23 protein-coding genes and 1 tRNA gene are annotated in these 19,976 nt (G+C 62.2%); 12 read left to right on the top strand and 12 right to left on the bottom strand.

What is annotated here, in order from left to right; all coding sequences use genetic code 11:
• Positions 1-154: 154 nt before the first annotated feature.
• The 4 genes from M0654_RS19115 to M0654_RS19100 form a co-directional block, all read right to left on the bottom strand.
• Positions 155-538, bottom strand: coding sequence for a hypothetical protein (locus M0654_RS19115; protein ID WP_118851324.1), 384 nt, complete (start codon positions 536-538; stop codon positions 155-157).
• Between the two features lie 79 nt (positions 539-617).
• Positions 618-1,499 carry a C40 family peptidase gene (locus M0654_RS19110; RefSeq protein WP_248684438.1) on the bottom strand — a complete coding sequence of 294 codons (882 nt, stop codon included), beginning with the start codon at positions 1,497-1,499 and terminating at the stop codon, positions 618-620.
• Positions 1,496-1,852: a MarR family transcriptional regulator gene (locus tag M0654_RS19105; RefSeq protein WP_248684437.1), complete on the bottom strand. Its 357-nt coding sequence runs from the start codon at positions 1,850-1,852 to the stop codon at positions 1,496-1,498. The genes M0654_RS19110 and M0654_RS19105 overlap by 4 nt, the downstream gene beginning before the upstream one ends.
• 70 nt (positions 1,853-1,922) lie before the next feature.
• Positions 1,923-3,317: a leucyl aminopeptidase family protein gene (locus M0654_RS19100; protein ID WP_248684436.1), complete on the bottom strand. Its 1,395-nt coding sequence runs from the start codon at positions 3,315-3,317 to the stop codon at positions 1,923-1,925.
• Positions 3,318-3,451: 134 nt separating this feature from the next.
• Here M0654_RS19100 and M0654_RS19095 point away from each other — a divergent pair, with 134 nt between their 5' ends.
• Positions 3,452-4,288: a tetratricopeptide repeat protein gene (locus M0654_RS19095; RefSeq protein WP_248684435.1), complete on the top strand. Its 837-nt coding sequence runs from the start codon at positions 3,452-3,454 to the stop codon at positions 4,286-4,288.
• A gap of 44 nt (positions 4,289-4,332) precedes the next feature.
• On the opposite strand, the gene M0654_RS19090 is transcribed toward M0654_RS19095, so the two are convergent.
• Positions 4,333-4,422 (bottom strand) — tRNA-Ser (locus tag M0654_RS19090).
• A gap of 209 nt (positions 4,423-4,631) precedes the next feature.
• On the opposite strand from M0654_RS19090, the gene M0654_RS19085 reads away from it, so the two are divergent.
• The 9 genes from M0654_RS19085 (at position 4,632) to deoA (ending at position 13,306) form a co-directional block, all read left to right on the top strand.
• Positions 4,632-4,958: a hypothetical protein gene (locus tag M0654_RS19085; RefSeq protein ID WP_390920823.1), complete on the top strand. Its 327-nt coding sequence runs from the start codon at positions 4,632-4,634 to the stop codon at positions 4,956-4,958.
• A gap of 240 nt (positions 4,959-5,198) precedes the next feature.
• Positions 5,199-6,191 (top strand): BMP family lipoprotein, encoded by a 993-nt coding sequence (locus tag M0654_RS19080; protein ID WP_248684433.1) that lies wholly within the window; start codon positions 5,199-5,201, stop codon positions 6,189-6,191.
• 56 nt (positions 6,192-6,247) lie between these two features.
• The gene (locus M0654_RS19075; protein ID WP_248684432.1) at positions 6,248-7,792 is read left to right on the top strand and encodes an ABC transporter ATP-binding protein; all 1,545 of its coding nucleotides are present in this window, start codon (positions 6,248-6,250) and stop codon (positions 7,790-7,792) included.
• Positions 7,789-8,892: an ABC transporter permease gene (locus tag M0654_RS19070; protein ID WP_248684431.1), complete on the top strand. Its 1,104-nt coding sequence runs from the start codon at positions 7,789-7,791 to the stop codon at positions 8,890-8,892. The genes M0654_RS19075 and M0654_RS19070 overlap by 4 nt, the downstream gene beginning before the upstream one ends.
• A gap of 3 nt (positions 8,893-8,895) precedes the next feature.
• Entirely contained in the window at positions 8,896-9,867 is a 972-nt protein-coding gene (locus M0654_RS19065) for an ABC transporter permease (RefSeq protein WP_248684430.1), read from the top strand.
• Between the two features lie 5 nt (positions 9,868-9,872).
• The gene (locus M0654_RS19060; protein WP_118851314.1) at positions 9,873-10,277 is read left to right on the top strand and encodes a cytidine deaminase; all 405 of its coding nucleotides are present in this window, start codon (positions 9,873-9,875) and stop codon (positions 10,275-10,277) included.
• 10 nt (positions 10,278-10,287) lie between these two features.
• Positions 10,288-11,076, top strand: a complete 789-nt coding sequence (locus M0654_RS19055) for a purine-nucleoside phosphorylase (protein WP_282571696.1) — start codon at positions 10,288-10,290, stop codon at positions 11,074-11,076.
• Positions 11,077-11,225: 149 nt separating this feature from the next.
• Positions 11,226-11,996 (top strand): deoxyribose-phosphate aldolase, encoded by a 771-nt coding sequence (deoC, locus tag M0654_RS19050; RefSeq protein ID WP_248684429.1) that lies wholly within the window; start codon positions 11,226-11,228, stop codon positions 11,994-11,996.
• Positions 11,996-13,306, top strand: coding sequence for a thymidine phosphorylase (gene deoA / locus M0654_RS19045; RefSeq protein ID WP_248684428.1), 1,311 nt, complete (start codon positions 11,996-11,998; stop codon positions 13,304-13,306). The genes deoC and deoA overlap by 1 nt, the downstream gene beginning before the upstream one ends.
• On the opposite strand, the gene M0654_RS19040 is transcribed toward deoA, so the two are convergent.
• From M0654_RS19040 to M0654_RS19010, 7 genes are all read right to left on the bottom strand, one after another.
• Positions 13,307-13,822, bottom strand: a complete 516-nt coding sequence (locus M0654_RS19040; RefSeq protein WP_248684427.1) for a TIGR02281 family clan AA aspartic protease — start codon at positions 13,820-13,822, stop codon at positions 13,307-13,309.
• A 117-nt stretch (positions 13,823-13,939) separates the two neighbouring features.
• Entirely contained in the window at positions 13,940-14,569 is a 630-nt protein-coding gene (gene upp, locus M0654_RS19035; protein WP_118851310.1) for a uracil phosphoribosyltransferase, read from the bottom strand.
• 92 nt (positions 14,570-14,661) lie between these two features.
• Positions 14,662-15,648: an adenosine deaminase gene (locus M0654_RS19030; protein WP_248684426.1), complete on the bottom strand. Its 987-nt coding sequence runs from the start codon at positions 15,646-15,648 to the stop codon at positions 14,662-14,664.
• On the bottom strand, positions 15,645-16,865 hold the full coding sequence (locus tag M0654_RS19025; RefSeq protein WP_248684425.1) for a phosphopentomutase: 1,221 nt from the start codon (positions 16,863-16,865) through the stop codon (positions 15,645-15,647). Before M0654_RS19025 ends, M0654_RS19030 begins: the two co-directional genes overlap by 4 nt.
• Before the next feature lie 103 nt (positions 16,866-16,968).
• Complete coding sequence (locus M0654_RS19020) at positions 16,969-17,562, bottom strand: TadE/TadG family type IV pilus assembly protein (RefSeq protein ID WP_248684424.1); 594 nt, start codon at positions 17,560-17,562, stop codon at positions 16,969-16,971.
• Positions 17,559-18,173 (bottom strand): TadE/TadG family type IV pilus assembly protein, encoded by a 615-nt coding sequence (locus tag M0654_RS19015; protein ID WP_313791091.1) that lies wholly within the window; start codon positions 18,171-18,173, stop codon positions 17,559-17,561. Before M0654_RS19015 ends, M0654_RS19020 begins: the two co-directional genes overlap by 4 nt.
• 88 nt (positions 18,174-18,261) lie before the next feature.
• Positions 18,262-18,681, bottom strand: a complete 420-nt coding sequence (locus M0654_RS19010; RefSeq protein WP_248684423.1) for a pilus assembly protein N-terminal domain-containing protein — start codon at positions 18,679-18,681, stop codon at positions 18,262-18,264.
• A 398-nt stretch (positions 18,682-19,079) separates the two neighbouring features.
• Between M0654_RS19010 and M0654_RS19005 the strand changes: the two genes are divergently transcribed.
• Together M0654_RS19005 and M0654_RS19000 are read left to right on the top strand one after the other, a co-directional pair.
• Positions 19,080-19,271 carry a Flp family type IVb pilin gene (locus M0654_RS19005; protein WP_118851305.1) on the top strand — a complete coding sequence of 64 codons (192 nt, stop codon included), beginning with the start codon at positions 19,080-19,082 and terminating at the stop codon, positions 19,269-19,271.
• A 95-nt stretch (positions 19,272-19,366) separates the two neighbouring features.
• On the top strand, positions 19,367-19,897 hold the full coding sequence (locus tag M0654_RS19000) for an A24 family peptidase (protein WP_248684447.1): 531 nt from the start codon (positions 19,367-19,369) through the stop codon (positions 19,895-19,897).
• Positions 19,898-19,976: the final 79 nt, after the last annotated feature.

Below are 19,976 nucleotides of genomic sequence, written 5' to 3'. Positions count from 1 at the left end.
CCAAGTCGCAAACAAAAACCGCCGAACGGGGCGCTGAGAGGTGTCACTTATACATTAAATTACGAGGCAGCTTTCAGCGCCCCGTCCGATACCTGGTCTCATCCAGGGTTCTTTGAAAAACCGGGGATCACCAAGGGAGGAGTCTGTCCGGCCCTCATTTCGGCAGGTGATGCGGGTTCAGTCCCGGCACCCAATGGGTGTTCGGCAGGCGCGTGCCGGTATAGGTCACGCCGCTCGGTGTCTTGCAGCGATAAACGCGCCGCGGCAGCGTATCGCCATAGAGAATGTCATAGCGTCCACGGGCGATATACACATCCTCGATGTCGCTGGTGCAGTCGTAGCTGTCCTTCGCGACCCGCTGTTCTTCCGGCACGACGCCCGGCAGGTCCTTGAACGCCGGCGCCGGATTTGCAGCCGGTGTCGGGCGCGCCCAGTCGACGGTTCCGCGGTCGGCGGCAAACAGATGACCCGGAACAAGCGCCGCGAGGATCAGCGCCACCACCATCACGGCCGGCAATATCCATGCACCTTTCAGCATTCACCTTGCTCCTGTTCACCCGACGCAGGGGATGGATTCAAAGATATGGGCTGCGGGCAGGCGGTGCTATGGCCGCGAATCAAACTTTGCGTGATCGGCTCGCGATGCGGCGATACCCCGTCGGCTGCTCATAGAGCCAGCCGATGCGCTTCACGGCCGCCTCGAAGTTTTCCCGCGCCACGCTCATCGTGTGGCCATTGGCATGCAGAAGCACTTCCTCGTCTTCCATCACACCGACATGCCCTTTCCAGAAAACGAGGTCGCCGCGGCGAAGTTCCTCGCGGCTGATCGGCGTACCGATCGTCGTCTGCATGTCGGTGTCGCGCGGTGCAAACTTGCCGACCATCATCAACGACAGCTGCACCAGCGCCGAGCAGTCGATTCCGAAACCGGAGCGGCCGCCCCAGAGATAAGGCGTCTCGAGAAAACGTTCAGCCACCGCGACATAGTCATCGCCAAGCGTCTCACCGACCGGCAGGCAGTGCCGGGCAATGACGGCACCGCCGTTCGACAGAATGGCGTAGCGCGTGCCGCGGACTTCCGTTTCGCCCGTTACCGTGACACGGCTGCCCATCGACAGTGCCGCCGTCGGGAAGGTTCGCAATTCCGGCTGCGGATAGATGAAGGTGCGCGGCACGGCGATCCAGTGGGTCGGCTCCCCGCCCTCGGCAAGAGCTGCTTCCGGCAGGTAACCGACATAACCATCGGCATCGGCCTGCACCCAGGCAAAGCCATCGACTCGGTCGAAGACGCGGACCGTTTCGCCCAACAGCAATTCGGTATCGATGCCGCGGGCAAGAACCGGCACCGGGCGAAGCTGGGCCACCGGAACGGCGACCCGCGCCGGCTTGCCCTCGACAAAGCGCTTCGCCTCGACCCGGCCCTCCAGCGCGATGTCCGCGAGATCCGGGCGGAATGCGTGCAGGCGGCGGTCGAGGGGCTTGTCGGTCGTGTCGGTCATGATCCCTGTCCAGAGCGGCGGGCCTCGCGGATGATGAGGTCGCCCAGTTTTTCGAGAAACAAGGCACCGGCAACGGTGCGCTTGATCACCACGTTGCGGCGGTCGCGTTCGTCCCGCTCGCGGTCCACCAGGCCCATCTCGCCCATCGTGTCGAGCGCCCGGGTGATCACCGGCTTCGTCACGCCAAGCGTTGCGGCAAGCCCCCGCACCGTGTGCGGCGGCGGCACGAGGTAGATATGCAGCAGGACCGACATCTGGCGCAATGTGAGATCGCGCCCGTCATGCCGCACCTGCTGGAGCGAAACGCGGTGCCAGAGCCCCAGTGCTTGCGTCGCGGTGAGTTCCACCGGCATGGCGATCCTCTTTGCCAAATCCGGCGGATTTTAAGCGCAAGGTCGTTACCGGTCTGTTGCGGCGGCCCGCCTATTTCGCCGCCATGTCGCGGATCACCTTGTAGAGCGCCCGGATTGCAAAGGCCTCCCCGCCCACCGGCGCATGCGGCTTGTCGGCCGTCACCCAGGCATAGATGTCGAAATGCACCCAGCTCTTGGTGGCGGTGACGAAGCGCTTCAGGAAAAGTGCTGCCGTAATCGCGCCGGCCATGCCGCCGGATGGCGAATTGGTCAGGTCTGCGGCCCGGGCGCGGATGTCCTTGTCGTAGCCCATCCACAAGGGCAGGCGCCACATCGGGTCGGTCTCGGCCTTTGCGGCTTCCGCCAGCCTGGAGGAGAGCGTCTCGTCATCGGTGAAATAGGGAGCAAGCTCGGCACCAAGCGCAACGCGCGCCGCACCCGTCAGCGTCGCCATGTCGACCAACAGCTCCGGCGGGTTTTCATCCGCATACGCCAGAGCGTCGGCGAGGATGAGCCGACCTTCGGCATCGGTATTGTCGATCTGGACCGTCAGCCCCTTGCGGCTCCTGTAGATGTCGCCCGGGCGGAAGGCATTGCCGGAGATCGAGTTCTCTACCGCCGGCACGATCACCTGCAGGTCAACCTTCAGCCCGGCGTCCATGATCATCAGCGCAAGGCCCATGACATTGGCCGCGCCGCCCATGTCCTTCTTCATCAGCGCCATGTTGCCGGCGCCCTTGATGTCGAGGCCGCCGGTGTCGAAGCAGACGCCCTTGCCGACCAGCGTGATCCGTGGATCGCCCTTCTGGCCCCAGCGCATCTCCAGCAGCCGCGGCGCCGAGACGCTGGCCCGCCCGACGGTGTGGACGAGCGGGAAATTCTCCTTGATGAGGTCGTCGCCGACGATCGCGGTGACGGTTGCACCATAATGCTCGCCAAGCGCCCGAAAGGCCGCCTCCAGCTCCGCCGGTCCCATCTCATTGGTTGGCGTGTTGACGAGGTCGCGCGCCAAAAAGACACCGGCGAGCTGCCGCTCGATATCGGCCGCATCGGCCCCAGCCGCAATCGTGAGGCGCACGTCCTTGCGCTTGTCGGACTTGTAGCGGCTGAACCCATAGGAGCCGAGGCCAAAGCCGAGGGCTGCCTGTTCCGGCGTCAGTGCACCGGTTTTAAGCTGCCAGTCGCCGGCGGGCAGGAGCTTGGAAAGCTTGCCGCCGATGAAGGGGGCCTCGCTCGGGTTGGCACCGAGGCCGAATAGCGCGCAGGCGATTTCGTCCCCCTCGCCCGGCACCAGCAGACAGGCGCCCGCCTCGCCCGTGAAGCCCGCGGACTTCGCCCAGGCCAGCGCCCGCGCATCCAGCGTGCCCTGCTCGATCTCTGCCGGGGTCACGGCATAAACAATCTTCGCCGCAGCGCCTGCCGCGCTGAAGGGAGAAGGACGATCGGTATAGTGGAAGGTGGTCATGGTGGGGCTGCCCTGGAAGCGACTGGAATCATTCGTCTTAACGGTCTGTTAGGGTTAACAGTTTATTGTTGCAGTGGAAATCCGTTAATGCCTGCCACCCTGCAGGAGAACGCTGGACCAACGAGACCAAAGTCATGACCGCTGCAGCCGCTTACCTATCCAGCACGTCCTTTGCCGCTCGCACCGCGGCGCTTCTTCTGCTTGCCGCCGCGATCACCGGCTGCGCCAGCACAAAGCATGACGCGATCACCACCGGCTCGATCCCGAAGATATCGACGGCCTCGCTGCAGTCGATGAACGCGACCGAGCTTGCCAATACCGAACGCTCGATCGGCGCGGCCTATGCCAAGGACCCGAAGAACAAGGCGATCGGCCTGCAATATGCCAACGTGCTGGGCATGACCGGCAAGAACGCCCAGGCGCTCGCGGTGATGCAGCAGGTAGCGATCGCCCATCCGGCCGACCGCGAAGTGCTCGCCGCCTACGGCAAGGCCCAGGCCGCCGCCGGGCAGCTGGAACAGGCGCTCGCGACGATCAACCGGGCACAGACGCCCGACCATCCGGACTGGCGCCTCTATTCCGCAGAAGGTGCGGTCCTCGATCAGCTCGGCCGCTCGGCCGAAGCGCGGCAGAAATACCGGATGGCGCTCGATGCCCAGCCGAACGAGCCGAGCGTCACCTCCAACCTCGGCATGTCCTACGTCCTCTCAGGCGACCTGAAGACCGCGGAAACCTACATGCGAACCGCCGCAAGCCAGCCGGGTGCCGATAGCCGCGTGCGCCAGAACCTGGCGCTCGTTGTCGGCCTCCAAGGCCGTTTTTCGGAAGCGGAAGAGATCGCCCGACGCGAACTCTCGCAGCAGCAGGCGGACGCCAACGTTACCTACCTGCGCTCCATGTTGTCGCAGCAGAACTCCTGGGCGAAGCTCGCCGACAAGGATGGCAAGCCGAAGTCGACGAGCACGAACTGACCGCGGAGCCGGTGAGCAAAGGGATGGCGGTTTAGGGAAAGAGATGGCGGACAAGGTGGGATTCGAACCCACGGTACGCTTTCACGTACACACGCGTTCCAGGCGTGCGCCTTAAACCACTCGGCCACCTGTCCTATCTATGTCTTGCGTCGCTCGCGAAGCAAAACGTTGGAACGGCCGCGATATATACCGATCAATTCCCAAGGATCAACCGAAATCTAAAGCTTTTTTTGTCAGGTCCTTCGGGAACATGGCTCAAGCGTTGTCAAGCACGGCGACGAAGGCTATCTCTCAGGGGGACCGGCTGCAAGTGCAGACCGGCCAAGATGTCGGGTTGTTTCGGATGAGGCCTCTTCAGTTTCTGTTTCGCTTCATCAGCGCTCTGGCGCTGCTGGCGGCCATTGTGGCAGGCGTTCTTGACTCCATCCAGTCCGTCTCGGCCTCCAGCGTGGTGCTGACCAGCCTCGGCAACATGTGGCTCAACCTTGACCCCGAAAGCCTGACGCTGGCGGAGATCTACGCGGAAACCTATGTCAGCGAAGGGCTGTGGCGGCCGGTGATCGGCCCGGTGCTGGCGCAACCTGCCTTTGCGATCTTCCTGGGGCTCGCCCTGCTCTTCTGGATGGCCGGCTATCGCAAGCCGCGCTTTGCAGGGCGCTTTTCCGCCTGACGCACGTCGCCTTCACGGTTGCGCGCCGCCTCTGCGGAAAGCTTGCACGGGCAGGCTGTGGAAGTTTTAAGCACGGCCTGCTTTTGTACCAAATGGACAAAAAAATCTGGTGAATTTTTCCCGGACCCATGCAAGAGTGCCCGGAGCCAAACCCTTTTTTCCACAAGGGCAGGTTGCCGCAGAATTTCCCGGGGAGCGGGTCTTGCGGGAGGACCTAACAGCTAAAAACAGGGCTGAACAATGAAGAAAACCCTTTTGAGCCTCATCGCCTTGAGCGCCATGTCGGCAACCGCCTTGGCGGCTGAGGTCAAGCCGGCGCTCGTTTATGGTACCGGCGGCAAATTCGACAAATCCTTCAACGAAGCTGCCGCTGCCGGCGCTGAACGGTTCAAGGCGGAAACCGGTACCGAATACCGCGATTTCGAGCCGAAGGACGATACGCAGGGCGAACAGGCCATCCGCAACTTCGCAAGCCGTGGCTACAACCCGGTCGTCGCTGTTTCCTTCGCCTGGACCTCGGCCATGGAAAAGGTCGCCAAGGAATATCCGGACACGAAGTTCGTGATCGTCGACTCCGTTGTCGACCTGCCGAACGTGCGCTCCGTCCTTTACAAGGAAGAGGAAGGCTCCTACCTCGTTGGCGTACTGGCCGGCATGGCCTCCAAGACCGGCAAGGTCGGCTTCATCGGCGGCATGGACATTCCGCTGATCCGCAAGTTCGGCTGCGGCTACGTCCAGGGCGTCAAGGCCGTGAAGTCTGACGCACAGGTCTTCCAGAACATGACCGGCACGACCGGTGCGGCCTGGAACGATCCGGTCCGCGGTGGCGAACTGACGAAGAACCAGATCGATCAGGGCGCGGACGTGATCTACGCAGCAGCCGGCGCAACCGGTCTTGGTGTGCTGCAGACCGCGGCCGACAACAAGAAGCTTTCGATCGGCGTCGACTCCAACCAGAACCACCTGCATCCGGGCTCGGTGCTGACCTCGATGGTCAAGCGCGTCGATCTGGCCGTCTACAACGCCTATCTCGATGTCAAGGACGACAAGTTCACCGGCGGCATCCAGTCGCTCGGCGTCAAGGAAGACGGTGTTTCGGCAGCGATCGACGAAAACAACAAGTCGCTGATCACCCCGGAAATGCAGGCAGCGGTCGACAAGGCAAAGGCCGACATCATTGCCGGTACCGTGAAGGTACACGACTACACGACGGACAATTCCTGCCCGATGTGAGGCATTTCGATTGAAGGGCGTATGGCGGCGCGGTTCGCCATACGCCCTTTTTTCATATGACCGGAAAGGCACCCCATTTGAGCCTGGACCTCTCAAAGAATGAGCCCGCCATCGAGCTTGTCGGCATCGACAAGAAATTCGGCGCGGTGCATGCCAACAAGAACATCAACCTCACCGTCGCCAAGGGATCGATCCATGGGATCATCGGCGAAAACGGTGCAGGCAAGTCGACGCTGATGTCGATCCTCTACGGCTTCTACCAGGCAGACCAAGGCGAGATCCGCATCTCCGGCAAGCCGGTGACGATCCGCGACAGCCAGGCGGCGATTGCGGCGGGCATCGGCATGGTCCACCAGCACTTCATGCTGGTCGAAAATTTCACCGTGCTCGAGAATGTCATGCTCGGCGCGGAAGGCGGGCAATTGCTGCGCCAGGGCGTTTCAAGCGCCCGCAAGGAACTGAAGCGGCTCGAAGATGACTACGGCCTCGATGTCGATCCGGATGCGGTGATCGAGGAACTGCCGGTCGGGCGCCAGCAGCGCGTGGAAATCCTCAAAGCGCTCTACCGCGGCGCCGAAATCCTGATCCTCGACGAGCCGACGGGCGTGCTGACGCCGGCCGAGGCGGACCACCTGTTCAAGGTGCTCAAGGTCCTGCGCGACCAGGGCAAGACGATCATCCTCATCACCCACAAGCTGCGCGAGATCATGGCGATCACCGATACGGTGTCGGTCATGCGCCGCGGCGAGATCGTTGCGACGCGCACGACGACGGAAACGACAGTGGAGGAACTTGCCGAGCTGATGGTCGGCCGTCGCGTCCTGCTGCGCGTTGAAAAGGGCGATGCCAATCCCGGCAAGGTGCTTCTGTCGGTTAAGAACCTGACGGTCAAGGACAGCCGCGGCGTCACCATGGTCGATGACGTCTCGTTTGACGTTCGCGCCGGTGAGATCGTCGGCATCGCGGGCGTTGCCGGCAACGGCCAGTCGGAGCTTCTGGAAGCAATCGCCGGCATCCGCAAGCCGGCGTCCGGCGAGATCCTGCTCGACGGCAAGCCGACGGCTGGCGCCGATCCTGCCGAGTTGCGCGAACGGGGGCTCGCGCATATTCCCGAAGACCGCCACCATATGGGGCTCGTGCTGAAGTTCGAGGAATACGAGAACTCGATCCTCGGTTATCATCGCGAGAGCCGTTTCGGCGGCGCCATGCTCAACCTCGACGAGATCCGCAAGCAGGCGGAAGAGCAGATCGCCAAATACGATATTCGCCCGCCGAACCCGCGGCTGAAGACCGCCAACTTCTCCGGCGGCAACCAGCAGAAGATCGTCGTGGCGCGCGAGATCGAACGTAACCCTGATGTACTGATCATCGGCCAGCCGACCCGTGGCGTCGATATCGGCGCGATCGAATTCATTCACAAGCGGATCATCGAAATGCGTGATGCCGGAAAGGCGGTCCTCCTGGTGTCGGTGGAGCTCGACGAGATCCGCTCGCTGTCCGACCGCATCCTGGTGATGTTTGCCGGCAAGGTGGTTGGCGAACAATCGGGTGAAGCAAACGAGCAGGCGCTGGGCCTGATGATGGCTGGGATTGCTGCATGAGTACCGCATCCGTGCCACTTCCCGCCTGGATCAACTACGGGCTGATCCCGCTTCTGAACCTGTTCCTCGCCTTCTTCTTCTCCGGCCTGGTTGTCTGGGCGATTGGTGAAAGCCCGTTCGAGGCGCTGAAACTGCTTCTTGCCGGCGCGCTTGGCCGGGGCGAAGGCATCGGCTTCACGCTGTTCTACGCAACGAGCTTCATCTTCACCGGCCTGTCGGTGGCGGTCGCGATCCATGCCGGCCTGTTCAACATCGGCTCGGAAGGACAGGCCTATCTCGGCGGGCTTGGCGCAGCGCTCGTTGCGCTGTCGCTCGACCGTTACGTTCCCTGGTATGTGACGATGCCGTTCGCGATCATCGGTTCGGCACTGTTTGGCGCCGCCTGTGCCGCCATTCCCGCCTGGCTGCAGGCCAAGCGCGGCAGCCACATCGTCATCACCACCATCATGTTCAACTTCATCGTCTCCTCGCTGATGAACTACATCCTGGTGCGGGTGCTGATCGTGCCGGGCAAGATGGCGCCGGAAAGCCGCACCTTCCTGGAAGGCGGGCAGTTGCCGAAGCTCGATTGGCTGATCGGCATCTTCGGCGGCCGGCTGGGGGCTGCGCCGCTCAACTTCTCCTTCCTCATCGCACTGGTGATGTGCCTCCTCGTCTGGCTGCTGATCTGGCGCACCAAACTCGGCTACGAGATGCGCACGCTCGGCCACAGCCCGACGGCTGCAAGCTACGCCGGCATGCGCTACGCCAGGATCGTGATGATCACCATGCTGATCTCGGGTGGCCTGGCCGGCATGATGGCCTTGAACCCGGTGATGGGCGCGTCCGCCCGGTTGCAGATCGAGTTCGTCGGTGGCGCAGGCTTTGTCGGCATTGCCGTGTCGCTGATGGGCCGCAACCACCCGGCCGGCATCATTCTTGCGGCACTATTGTTCGGCGTGCTCTACCAGGGTGGCGCTGAACTTTCCTTCGACATGCCGACCATCACCCGCGACATGATCGTCGTCATCCAGGGCCTGGTCATCCTGTTTGCGGGTGCGCTCGAATACATGCTGCGGCCGGCGATCGTCCGGGTCTACCAGCAGATCAGCGGGAAGTAGCTCATGGATTATTTCGATATTTTCATCAGCATTCTCGGCTCGGCCATCCGCCTGTCGATCCCGCTGCTGTTTACCGCCCTTGCAGGCCTGTTCTCCGAACGCGCCGGCATCTTCGACATCGGTCTTGAGGGCAAGATCCTTGCCTCCGCCTTTGCCTCGGCTTGCGCCGCCTACTGGACCGGCAATGCCTGGGCGGGCCTCGCCACCGGCATCGCGACCTCCATCGTGTTCTCGCTGGTCCACGGCTTTGCCTCGATCACCAACCGCGGCAACCAGATCGTTTCCGGCGTGGCGCTGAACTTCGTGGCGGCGGGTCTGACGATCGTGCTGGGCGCGGCCTGGTTCGGCCAGGGCGGGCGTACCGGCCAGGTGCCGGCCTCCGGTCGCTTCTCCGGCATCACGCTGCCCGGTGCCGAGATGATGCGCGATGTGCCGATCATCGGGCCGCTTTATGCGAACGTGATCTCCGGCAACAACATCCTCACCTATATCGCCTTCCTGATGGTGCCGATTTCCTGGTGGATCCTGTACCGGACCCGCTTTGGCCTTCGCGTTCGCGCCGTGGGAGAAAATCCGGGCGCGGTCGATACCGCCGGCATCTCGGTCGCATGGCTGCGCTACCGCGCACTGATCGTCGCCGGTTTCCTGTGCGGTTTTGCCGGCACCTACCTCTCGATTGCCCAGTCCGCCGCCTTCATCAACAACATGTCGGCCGGCAAGGGTTACATCGCGCTCGCGGCGCTCATCTTCGCCAAGTGGAAGCCGGTGCCGGTGATGCTCGCCTGCCTGCTTTTCGGTTTCCTTGATGCTTTCGCCAACTTCATGCAGGGCAAGGCGTTGCCGGGGATCGGTGAAGTGCCGGTGCAGATCTTCCAGGCGCTGCCTTACATCCTCACCTGCGTGCTGCTCGCCGGATTTATCGGCGTCGCCCGTCCGCCGAAGGCCGGCGGCGCGCCCTACACAAAGGAGCGTTAATCGCCATGTCCGATCCCGCGTCCCACGCGCTGTTTGAAGCCGCTCGCGAGGCCATGACGAAGGCGCATGCGCCCTATTCGAAATTTCCGGTCGGCGTTGCCATCCGGGCCGACGACGGCAAGGTCTATCTCGGCGCCAATATCGAAAACCTGTCCTTCCCTCAGGGCTGGTGTGCCGAGCCCACCGCGATCGGCGCGATGATCATGGGCGGATCCAAGAAGATCTCCGAACTCGCCGTGATTGCCGAAAAGCTGCCGCTTTGCACGCCCTGCGGCGGCTGCCGCCAGAAGATCTCCGAATTCGCCTCGGCCGATACGCGCATCTACCTCTGCGACGAGGCCGGCGTACAGAAGACGGTCACCATGGCGGAACTCCTGCCCTTCGCCTTCGAGACGGACGTGATTGGATGAAACCAAGATCATGAAGGAAGTCATCGATCTCCTCGTTGACCGGCTGGGTGGCCTGGTGCCGCGGCACGCCATCGTCCTGGGCTCCGGTCTCGGCTCGCTGGTTGGCGAAGTGCGCGACCAGGTTCGCGTGCCCTATACGGAGCTTGAAGGTTTTCCCGTCAGCGGCGTCACTGGCCATGCGGGAGAGCTGGTCGCAGGTTATCTCGGCGACGAGCCGATCATCATGCTGTCCGGCCGGGCGCACTATTACGAGCACGGCGACGCATCAGCCATGCGGCTGCCGATCGAGGTGATGCGCGGCATCGGTGTCCAGACGCTGATCCTGACCAATTCCGCCGGCTCCGTGCGCGAAGACATGCCGCCCGGTTCGGTGATGCAGATCACCGACCACATCAACTTCTCCGGCATGAATCCGTTGATCGGCGAGCGCGGTGACCGCCGTTTCGTCGGCATGACAACCGCCTATGACGCAGCGCTTGCACTCGACATGCGCAATGCCGCGATCCGTTGCGGCCTGCCGCTGTTTTCCGGCGTCTACATGTGGTTTTCCGGCCCAAGCTTCGAAACGCCGGCGGAAATCCGCATGGCGCGCACGCTCGGCGCAGATGCAGTCGGCATGTCGACGGTGCCGGAAGTCATCCTAGCGCGCTATTTCGGGCTGAAGGTCGCCGCCGCCTCCGTCATTACCAACTTTGCTGCGGGAATGACCGGCGCGGAGCTTAGCCACGACGAAACCAAGGACATGGCGCCAATTGGCGGCCAGCGCCTGGCGGCAATCCTCAAGGAAATGCTCGCCTGAAGGAAATCCTGGCTTGAAGACAAGCCGCCGAGACTTCGCTAAAAGCGATCCCCTTCATCGGCCGCAACCACTTCATTGACCGGAGCGGGTTGCATGTGCCGGGTCCGACGACCAATATAGCCACTCAAATCAGCCGGAGAGACACGCCCATGGAACTCCTGAGCCCGCGTGAAGCTGCCGCTTTCGCGCTTTTGCTTCTTGACCTGACCAACCTGCGCGACGACTGCGACAATGCCGCGATCGAGAAGCTGTGCCTGCGTGCCCAGACGCCGAACGGCCATACGGCCGCCATCTGCATCTGGCCGCGCTTCGTGGCGCATGCCCGCTCCATCCTCGGGCCAGAGCATGTGGTGCGGATCGCGACGGTCGTGAACTTCCCTTCCGGCGATCTTCCGGTCGCCGAGGTCGTGGAAGAAACACGCAAGGCGGTGGCCGACGGGGCAGACGAGATTGACCTCGTCATTCCCTACCGCAAGCTGATTGGAGGCGACGAAGCCGCGGTGACGGAAATGGTGGAGGCTGTGCGCGCCGCCTGTCCGCAGTCCTGCCTCAAGGTCATTCTTGAGACCGGCGAGTTGAAGGACGCGGCACTGGTGCGTCGTGGCTCGGAGCTTGCCATCGAAGCGGGTGCGGATTTCATCAAGACCTCGACGGGCAAGGTTGCCGTCAATGCAACGCTCGAGGCGGCCGATATCATGCTGCGGGCGATCCGCGATTCCAGGAAACGCGTCGGGCTGAAGCCCGCCGGCGGCATCGGCACCGTGGCGGATGCCGATCTTTACCTGCGGCTTGCGGAAACCGTGATGGGGCCGAACTGGATCATGCCGTCCACCTTCCGTTTTGGTGCGTCCGGCCTGCTCGACGACATCCTCGCCGTCCTCAACGGCAACACGGCACCGCGCGCCTCGACGGGCTACTGATGATCCCCCAGGAGATCATCCGCCGCAAACGCGACGGCGAGGTCCTGCAACAGCAGGAGATTGCCGCGTTCATCGACGCGCTTGCGAAGGAGAAGATCAGCGAAGGACAGGCAGCGGCCTTCGCCATGGCTGTTTTCTTTCGGGGCATGTCCCGGGATGAGACGGTGGCGCTGACGCTGGCGATGCGCGATTCCGGCACAGTTCTCGACTGGACCGGTGTCGGCCGACCCGTGGCGGACAAACATTCGACCGGCGGTGTTGGTGATAATGTTTCTCTGATGCTCGCGCCGATCGTAGCAGCCTGCGGTCTCGCCGTGCCGATGATCTCCGGCCGCGGGCTTGGCCACACGGGCGGAACGCTCGACAAGCTGCAATCGATCCCCGGCTACAATGTGTCCCCGGATGACGCACTATTCCGCAAGGTGGTGTCCAACGCAGGCTGTGCCATTATCGGCCAGACGAGTGAACTGGCGCCGGCAGACCGCCGTCTGTATGCGATCCGCGACGTCACAGCGACGGTGGAATCCGTGCCGCTGATCACGGCTTCCATCCTGTCCAAGAAGCTTGCGGCAGGGCTGGAGAGCCTGGTTCTCGACGTGAAGGTCGGCAACGGTGCCTTCATGAACAGCCGGGAGGACGCCGAAACGCTTGCCCGCTCGCTGGTCGACGTGGCGAACGGTGCCGGGTTGAAGACAACCGCGCTTCTCACCGACATGAACGAACCGCTGGCCGATGCCGCCGGCAATGCGCTCGAAGTCGTCAACTGCCTTGATTTCCTGGCCGGTCGGAAAGCCGGCACCCGGCTGGAGACGGTGGTTTTTGCTGAAACCGCCGAGATGCTGGTTTCGGCTGGCGCCGCGGCGGATCTCGCCGAGGCCGAAAGCAAGGCCCGCGCGGTGCTCTCATCCGGCCATGCGCTGGAGCACTTTGCCCGGATGATGCATGGACTTGGCGGCCCGGCAGACCTCTGCGAGCGGCCGGATACCTACCTGCAGCAGGCCCCGGTCCAGGTGGCGGTGCCGATGCCGCGCTCCGGTTATCTAGCCGCCTGCGATACACGCGCGCTTGGTCTTGCGGTGGTGGAACTGGGTGGCGGGCGCAAGCGTGCCGCCGATCTGATCGATCATCGCGTCGGGATTGCGGAAATCAGGCCGCTTGGCGCCAAACTGGAAGCCGGTGACCCGATCGCCGTGGTGCATGCTGCAAGCGAGGCGGATGCCGACAAGGCCATTCAGGATGTTCTGGCCGCTTACTCCGTCTCCGATGAGGCTCCGGAGGCTCGACCGGTAATCCTCGGGCGCGTCAGCTGACTACTGCGTCAGTTTCAGCTTGCCGCCTTCGACCTGGAAGGATTTGAGCTTCTTGAGGAAGCTCATGCCGACCAGCGTGCCGGACAGGCCCCTGTCGCGCAGTACGAAGGCATCGATATTCTGCACCCGCACGCCACCGATCTCCATGCGCGACAGCTTGATATGCGCCGCTTCGGTGGGGCCGTTTGCGGTGTTGACGTTGTAGCGGAAGTCGAGGCTGTTGGCGCCGAAACCCAAGCGCCGGGCGGTGGTTTCGTTAATCGCCACCAATGATGCGCCGGTATCGACAAGTCCCTCCACCGGCTTTCCATTGATACGGAAGGCGGCTTCGAAATGGCCGCGGCCATCTGCTTCGAGCACGGCGGTTCCGGGCGTATAAGCGGCATTCTGGACGGGCGGAGCATCCTCGACTGTGGCAGGCACCTGCGACGGCGGCCCGGCGCGGTCGATCAAGGCCGGGATCTGCGTGGCGAACACGGCTGCGATGGCGGCAATGGTGGCGGTGCGCAGAAGCATGGCGTCTCTTTGGCGAAACTCTTGACCGCTCACGCCTAGCTCCGAAACCATAACAAAAGGGCCCGCCGCGTCGCGACAGGCCCTTCAAAATCGAGATATGGTTAGCGAAGTGTTGCTTTACTTGGTGCCGTACATGCGGTCGCCGGCATCGCCGAGGCCGGGCACGATATAGCCCTTCTCGTTAAGCCGCTCATCGATCGAGGCGGTGTAGATCTTCACGTCCGGATGGGCTTCCTGGAAGTTGCGGATGCCCTCCGGGGCTGCAAGCAGGCAGAGGAAACGGATGTTGTGGGCGCCGCGTTCCTTGAGCTTCTGGATGGCCGCGATTGCCGAGTTGCCGGTTGCGAGCATCGGATCGACAACGATCATCAGGCGCTCATCGAGATCATCCGGCGCCTTGAAGTAATACTCAACCGGCTGGAGCGTATCGTGATCGCGATAAAGCCCGATATGCGAGACGCGTGCCGACGGCACCAGTTCGAGCATGCCTTCCAGCAGGCCGTTGCCTGCGCGCAGGATGGAGACGAAAACGAGCTTCTTACCTTCGACGATCGGTGCCTGCATCTGGGTGATCGGCGTCTCGATCGTTTCCAGCGTCAGGTCGAGGTCGCGCGTTACCTCATAGCAGAGGAGCATCGAGATCTCTCGAAGCAAACGCCGGAAACCTGCGGTGGAGGTTTCCTTCTTGCGCATGATCGTCAGCTTGTGCTGCACCAGCGGATGATCGATGACAGTGACGCCGTCCATGAGCTTCCCCTTATTGGTTACCTGCCCTTCTTTCAGCGAAAACGGCAGGTTTCGCAAGCGGCCTGCGTGATGTTTGCACGCCGCTCGGCCGTTTAGGCTGTGGGCGCCGAGTCCAGCCGGGCGAGCAGGCGTGTGCGCGTGTCTTCATCCACGAAGGCGGATTCCAGCGCGGTGCGGGACATCGCGTTGATCTCCGCATCGCCCATGCCAAACTCTTGCGCGGCGATCTCGTATTCCCGCGCCAGCGAGGTGTGGAAGAAGGGCGGGTCATCCGAATTGATGCAGACGCGCACGCCTGCCGCTTTCAGCTGTTTCAGCGGGTGGCTGGCGAAGTCAGGATAGACATTGAGCGCGATGTTGGAGCCCGGACAGACTTCAAGCACGGTGCCGAGTTCCACCAGCCGCTCGACAACAGCCGGATCTTCGATTGCCCGCACGCCGTGGCCGATACGCGCCGGCTTCACCAACTCGAGGGCATCGCCGACGCTGAAGGCGCCACAGACTTCGCCAGCATGGATGGTGAGGCCAAGACCCGCATCACGGGCGATATCGAAGGCGCGCGCGTAATCCGCCACGCGGCCCATCCGCTCCTCGCCGGCCATGTTGAAGCCGGTCATCAGCGGATGACGGTTACGCGCTGCATATTCGGCGGCGGCCACGACCCGATCGACACCGAAATGGCGTTCGCCGGTGATGATGATGCGCGTTTCGATCCCGGTCTTTTCCCGCGCCGCTTCGATGCCATCACAGATCCCGGCAAGGTAGGCATCGGCACCCAACCCGATACGGTCACCATGATCCGGCGAGATGATGATCTCGCTGTAGATGGTATTCGCCGCCGAAAGCTCGGCAAGATAGGTCTCCGTCAGCAGCGCGTAGTCTTCAGCTGTGCGAAACAGCGAGGCGACGGCGTCGTAACAGACGAGGAATTCGGAAAAATCCGACCAGCGGTAGGAACCGTCCTGGATGATGTGGCTCGTTTCCATGCCGTATTTGCGGGCCTGGGCTTCAGCAAGAGATGGCGGTGCCGCGCCCTCAAGGTGACAGTGGATTTCGGCTTTCAGGAGATGCTGGGTCAAAGGAAGCTCCGTCCATGCGGCCCCGGCGCGATGGAAAGGTGTGAGGCTATGGTTTCGGCTATGTCGGCATAGGTCGAGCGGATGCCAATCGAGCGCGACCGGATGCCGGGGCCGAAGGCCATGATCGGCACCCGTTCGCGGGTGTGGTCCGTTCCCCGCCAGGTCGGATCGCAGCCGTGGTCGGCTGTGAGAATGACGAGGTCGCCCGGCTTCAGCCTGCGGTGGATGTCCGGGATCATCAGGTCGAAAGCCTCGAGTGCTGCCGCGTAACCCGGCACGTCGCGACGGTGGCCATAGAGCATGTCGAAATCGACAAGGTTGCTGAAGACAAGATCGCCAATGGCCGCTTCATCCATGGCCGCCAGCGACGCCTGCATGATGTCATGGTTGCCGGTGGCCTTGATCACCCGGGTGACGCCCTGGTGGGCGAAGATGTCGCCGATCTTGCCGACGGCATGTACCGAGCGACCGCCGCGGACCAGGCGGTCGAGCAGGGTCGGCTCCGGCGGCGGCACTGAGTAATCGCGGCGGTTTCCGGTGCGTGCGAAGGTCTCCGGGCTCTCCCCGATGAAGGGACGCGCGATGACGCGGCCGATATTCAGCGGGTCGAGCAGTTCGCGCACCACCTGGCAGAGCTCCAGCAGCCGGTCGAGGCCGAAATGGGTCTCGTGGGCAGCAATCTGGAAAACCGAGTCGCTCGACGTGTAGCAGATCGGCTTGCCGCTGCGGATATGCTCCTCCCCGAGCCTGGCAATGACCTCCGTGCCGGAGGCATGGCAATTGCCGAGGATGCCCGCGATATTGCCCTCCCGGCAGATCGCCTCGACCAGTTCAGGCGGAAAGGCATCACCTTCGGTCGGGAAATAACCCCAGTCGAACATCACCGGCGCGCCAGCGATCTCCCAGTGACCGGACGGCGTGTCCTTGCCGCGCGACACTTCGTTGGCGGCGCCATGGAGGCCGAAGACCCGCTCCGGCATCGGCATGGCGGCGGGATAATCCCCCGTCGCCAGCTTGGCGATCTCCAGCAGGCCCAAGGAGGACATGTTGGGCAGCGTCAGCGGGCCTTCGCGAAGGCCGGCGCGATCACCGATGCCCGCCGCGCAAAACTCTGCGATGTGCCCCAGCGTGTTCGCCCCAAGGTCACCATAGGCCTCGGCATCCTGCGCGCCACCTACGCCAAAGGAATCGAGAACAAAAAGAAAGGCACGCGCCATCGGTCACCTGGAAGTCGCAAAACTGCTCATCCCGTGCCTGCCGGTACGGAACCTGTTTTCATATAGCCGCAGCCGTATTTTAGCAAAGGGGTGAAAGGGTGGCCTAGCTGCAGCCGCTGCAGGAAATTTCGCTTCCGGTGCGCTGGCGATAGAAGAATTCCCGCGCGATCGTGATGTTCTGGTAACCGCTTCCCTCGGGGCCCGACAGGAACATCAGCAGCTTGTGACCAACCGCCACTTCGGCGCGGATGAGGAAGGTGTCGGGCAAGCGCATGTCGTTTGGAACATCAACCGGCGTGCCGACCGCATAAGGCGCGCCGCCGGCACTTGACCAGGACCAGGCGACCTTGGGCGCACCGGTTGCATCGAGCTTCACTCCGGTAACCTTGATTACCTTGCTTGCCGGCTTGAAGGGAAACAGGATGCTGTCTCCAACAGCCGTCATGTTCGCCAATGTGGCACTCGACACGGAGGACTCCCGCGTCAGCAGATCGGCGATCGTGCTGGCGCTGCGGGTGACGCGCTTCGCAACGCTCAGGCCTACCGTGATCTCGAACGAGGTGATGTAGAGGCTCAGGAGGATCGGCGCGATCAGCGCGAATTCGACCGCACCCACACCCCGGCGATCGCGCAGGAAATCCCGCAGCCGGATCAGGATGCCGGAATGGCGCATCTTCAGCTTCGCCTCCTGGATCATGGATAATCCTCGTTCCGGAAGGCGGATGTCTCGACAATCAGGAAGTAACCGGAGTCATCACCGGCGGGTTTGATGGTGCTGAGCATCGGTCGCAGGATGTCGGTGATGATATTCCACTTGTAGAAGGCACGAACCATGTTGATCGTGTTCTGCTTGCCCGGCGCAAATCCGAAGGAAGCACCATCGATGTCACCTGCCGAATTGATCGGAAGCGTCTTCGGGATATCGGCGAAACTCGCGTAGCTGCGTACATCCAGCAGCAGTTTGTTCGGCTGCGCCACCTCGTTGGCGTCGCACTGGATCATGATGGAGATTTCTTCGCAGAACGCCTGGCGGAACTGCTCCGTCTTCATGGTGTTGGTGATCTGGCCGGTGCGGATCTTGCGCGAGAGGGTGTCGACCGCGTTGGAGATCAGCTGCTCACCGGTGAAGGCAATGAAGGTCTCGACAATTGCGAAGACGATGATGAAATAGGGAATGGCGAGGATCGTGAACTCGATGGCCGCCGCGCCGTCGTCGGAACGCAGCATACGCCGCCAAACGCCCTTGCGCTTCGGCTTCGTGTCCGAGCTGTCGTGGATGACGTCACAGTCCTGGCGCATGCCTACCATCCAAACCCCTTCCTTCATCCTGGAAGGTATCGGCGGACTATTGATATTCCGTTGCCAAGATGGCTTTCAGTTTAGCAATCTGTGCCGTTCAGGGCGCGCCGGCGGCCGTCGCGGAGAATTCGGCGTGCTGTTCGCAGTTCGGCGTGCAGGACAGGATGGAGCGCGCCGTCTGGCGGAAGACGCGGACCGTGTTGCCCTCGTCGATCGAGACCAGCACCCGCTCGTCGGCAATCGCATTGCCCTCGGCGTCAAGCAGGACAAGGTTGGTGGTTCCGAAGCTGCGGCCCGTCAACACGATCGTGGTGGGATCCGCCACCGTCGCATCCGCAACGTTGGCATTGCCCACGATGACCTTGCTCACCGGCCGGTCGAGCTTCAGCACGCGGGCGTGATTCATGAAGACCCGCAGGAGATCGACGTCGCCGTCCTGGGCGGACGCCTGTCCGGCACAGGCAAGGCTAATGCCGCCAAACGCCGCGAATCGAACCACGAGGCTGAGTATGGACATGAGGATCGGCCTTCAGTCTGGAAACAGTGCTTAACCGATAATGGACGTGATTGGTGAAACAAGCGTTAAGACGACAAGCTGGGCCAAGCACCCGGCTCGACAGCTCCAGGTATGGAACATGCCACGATCAAGCTATTCCTCATAAATCGACAGAAACGCCCTCGCCGCAGCACAAGCAGGTGTTAATTTAGCCCCAAACACAGGCGAAGCGAGAATGCTAAAATACTACGGAAAATCTTGCGACATCATTGACCTCGATCCAAACCGTGGGGCATTAACACCTTCTTAACTGCATTCCTTAAGGTGATGGAAATCGTCCCTTTGTAGATTTGGTCCATCCGAACAACGGAAACAGTTGTCGGGAAGTGCTGAACAACAATTCTACTTAGGAGAGTCCCATGTCAAAGCTTTTCGCCCGTTTCCGCAAAGACGAATCCGGCGCCACCGCAATCGAATACGGCCTGATCGCCGCCCTCATCTCCGTCGCACTGATCGCTGGCGCCACCACGCTCGGCAGCAAGCTGAATACCCAGTTCACCAGCATCTCCAACAAGCTGAACTGCAGCGCCGCCGCCACCACTTCTTGCTGATTGCTATCAGCCTGGATCGGTAGAACATGAACGAGGGCCGCCGATTGGCGACCCTCGTTATTTTTTGCTCTCAGGTCTTCGTGAAAGGAAAGCGCATGGTTGATGTTGTTGTCGCTATCCTGGTTCTTTCAGTGCCGGTCGCTGCGTTGATCTACGCGGCGCTCAGCGACCTGATCACGATGACCATTCCCAACCGCATTTCTTTAGGACTTGCGGTGGCTTTTCTCCTCTTGGCGCCGCTCGCCGGCATGGGTGCCGTCGAACTGGGTTTCGCCGCTCTCGCCGCACTTCTTGTCTTCATCGCCTGCTTCGCCCTCTTTGCCGTCAATGTCATGGGCGGTGGTGACGCCAAGTTGCTGACAGCGATTGCGCTTTGGTACGGCCTCAACAGCTCGCTGATCGCCTTCCTGACGGCGGTCGCCTTTGCTGGCGGCGTAGTCACACTCGTCTTCCTGCTGTTACGTAGCCAAGCGCACAGGGTTGTGTCGCTGGGCGTCCCCCTGCCCTCATCCATGGTGACGGCGAAGAAGATCCCTTACGGGATCGCAATTGCGATTGGTGGCATGCTGACACTTGGGCAATCTCCACTATACATGTGGGCGCTCAGGCTTTTCAGTGAAAGTTAAAAAAGAAACTTTCCGTTAACCAAAGACGGCAGCAAGTCGTTAACTATAATTACACCTTTGAAGGCCATTGTTCCCGGAG

Source organism: Neorhizobium turbinariae, from assembly GCF_023223505.1.
Classification (GTDB): Bacteria; Pseudomonadota; Alphaproteobacteria; order Rhizobiales; family Rhizobiaceae; genus Neorhizobium; species Neorhizobium turbinariae.
Note: the sequence above shows the minus strand (reverse complement) of the source record. Positions and strands in the feature narration are given on the sequence as shown.

Coding starts and splice junctions, on each gene's coding strand:
- M0654_RS19115 (WP_118851324.1), bottom strand. CDS start 538: ATGCTGAAAGGTGCATGGATATTGCCGGCCGTGATGGTGGTGGCGCTG.
- M0654_RS19110 (WP_248684438.1), bottom strand. CDS start 1,499: ATGACCGACACGACCGACAAGCCCCTCGACCGCCGCCTGCACGCATTC.
- M0654_RS19105 (WP_248684437.1), bottom strand. CDS start 1,852: ATGCCGGTGGAACTCACCGCGACGCAAGCACTGGGGCTCTGGCACCGC.
- M0654_RS19100 (WP_248684436.1), bottom strand. CDS start 3,317: ATGACCACCTTCCACTATACCGATCGTCCTTCTCCCTTCAGCGCGGCA.
- M0654_RS19095 (WP_248684435.1), top strand. CDS start 3,452: ATGACCGCTGCAGCCGCTTACCTATCCAGCACGTCCTTTGCCGCTCGC.
- M0654_RS19085 (WP_390920823.1), top strand. CDS start 4,632: ATGAGGCCTCTTCAGTTTCTGTTTCGCTTCATCAGCGCTCTGGCGCTG.
- M0654_RS19080 (WP_248684433.1), top strand. CDS start 5,199: ATGAAGAAAACCCTTTTGAGCCTCATCGCCTTGAGCGCCATGTCGGCA.
- M0654_RS19075 (WP_248684432.1), top strand. CDS start 6,248: ATGACCGGAAAGGCACCCCATTTGAGCCTGGACCTCTCAAAGAATGAG.
- M0654_RS19070 (WP_248684431.1), top strand. CDS start 7,789: ATGAGTACCGCATCCGTGCCACTTCCCGCCTGGATCAACTACGGGCTG.
- M0654_RS19065 (WP_248684430.1), top strand. CDS start 8,896: ATGGATTATTTCGATATTTTCATCAGCATTCTCGGCTCGGCCATCCGC.
- M0654_RS19060 (WP_118851314.1), top strand. CDS start 9,873: ATGTCCGATCCCGCGTCCCACGCGCTGTTTGAAGCCGCTCGCGAGGCC.
- M0654_RS19055 (WP_282571696.1), top strand. CDS start 10,288: ATGAAGGAAGTCATCGATCTCCTCGTTGACCGGCTGGGTGGCCTGGTG.
- deoC (WP_248684429.1), top strand. CDS start 11,226: ATGGAACTCCTGAGCCCGCGTGAAGCTGCCGCTTTCGCGCTTTTGCTT.
- deoA (WP_248684428.1), top strand. CDS start 11,996: ATGATCCCCCAGGAGATCATCCGCCGCAAACGCGACGGCGAGGTCCTG.
- M0654_RS19040 (WP_248684427.1), bottom strand. CDS start 13,822: ATGCTTCTGCGCACCGCCACCATTGCCGCCATCGCAGCCGTGTTCGCC.
- upp (WP_118851310.1), bottom strand. CDS start 14,569: ATGGACGGCGTCACTGTCATCGATCATCCGCTGGTGCAGCACAAGCTG.
- M0654_RS19025 (WP_248684425.1), bottom strand. CDS start 16,865: ATGGCGCGTGCCTTTCTTTTTGTTCTCGATTCCTTTGGCGTAGGTGGC.
- M0654_RS19020 (WP_248684424.1), bottom strand. CDS start 17,562: ATGATCCAGGAGGCGAAGCTGAAGATGCGCCATTCCGGCATCCTGATC.
- M0654_RS19015 (WP_313791091.1), bottom strand. CDS start 18,173: ATGGTAGGCATGCGCCAGGACTGTGACGTCATCCACGACAGCTCGGAC.
- M0654_RS19010 (WP_248684423.1), bottom strand. CDS start 18,681: ATGTCCATACTCAGCCTCGTGGTTCGATTCGCGGCGTTTGGCGGCATT.
- M0654_RS19005 (WP_118851305.1), top strand. CDS start 19,080: ATGTCAAAGCTTTTCGCCCGTTTCCGCAAAGACGAATCCGGCGCCACC.
- M0654_RS19000 (WP_248684447.1), top strand. CDS start 19,367: ATGGTTGATGTTGTTGTCGCTATCCTGGTTCTTTCAGTGCCGGTCGCT.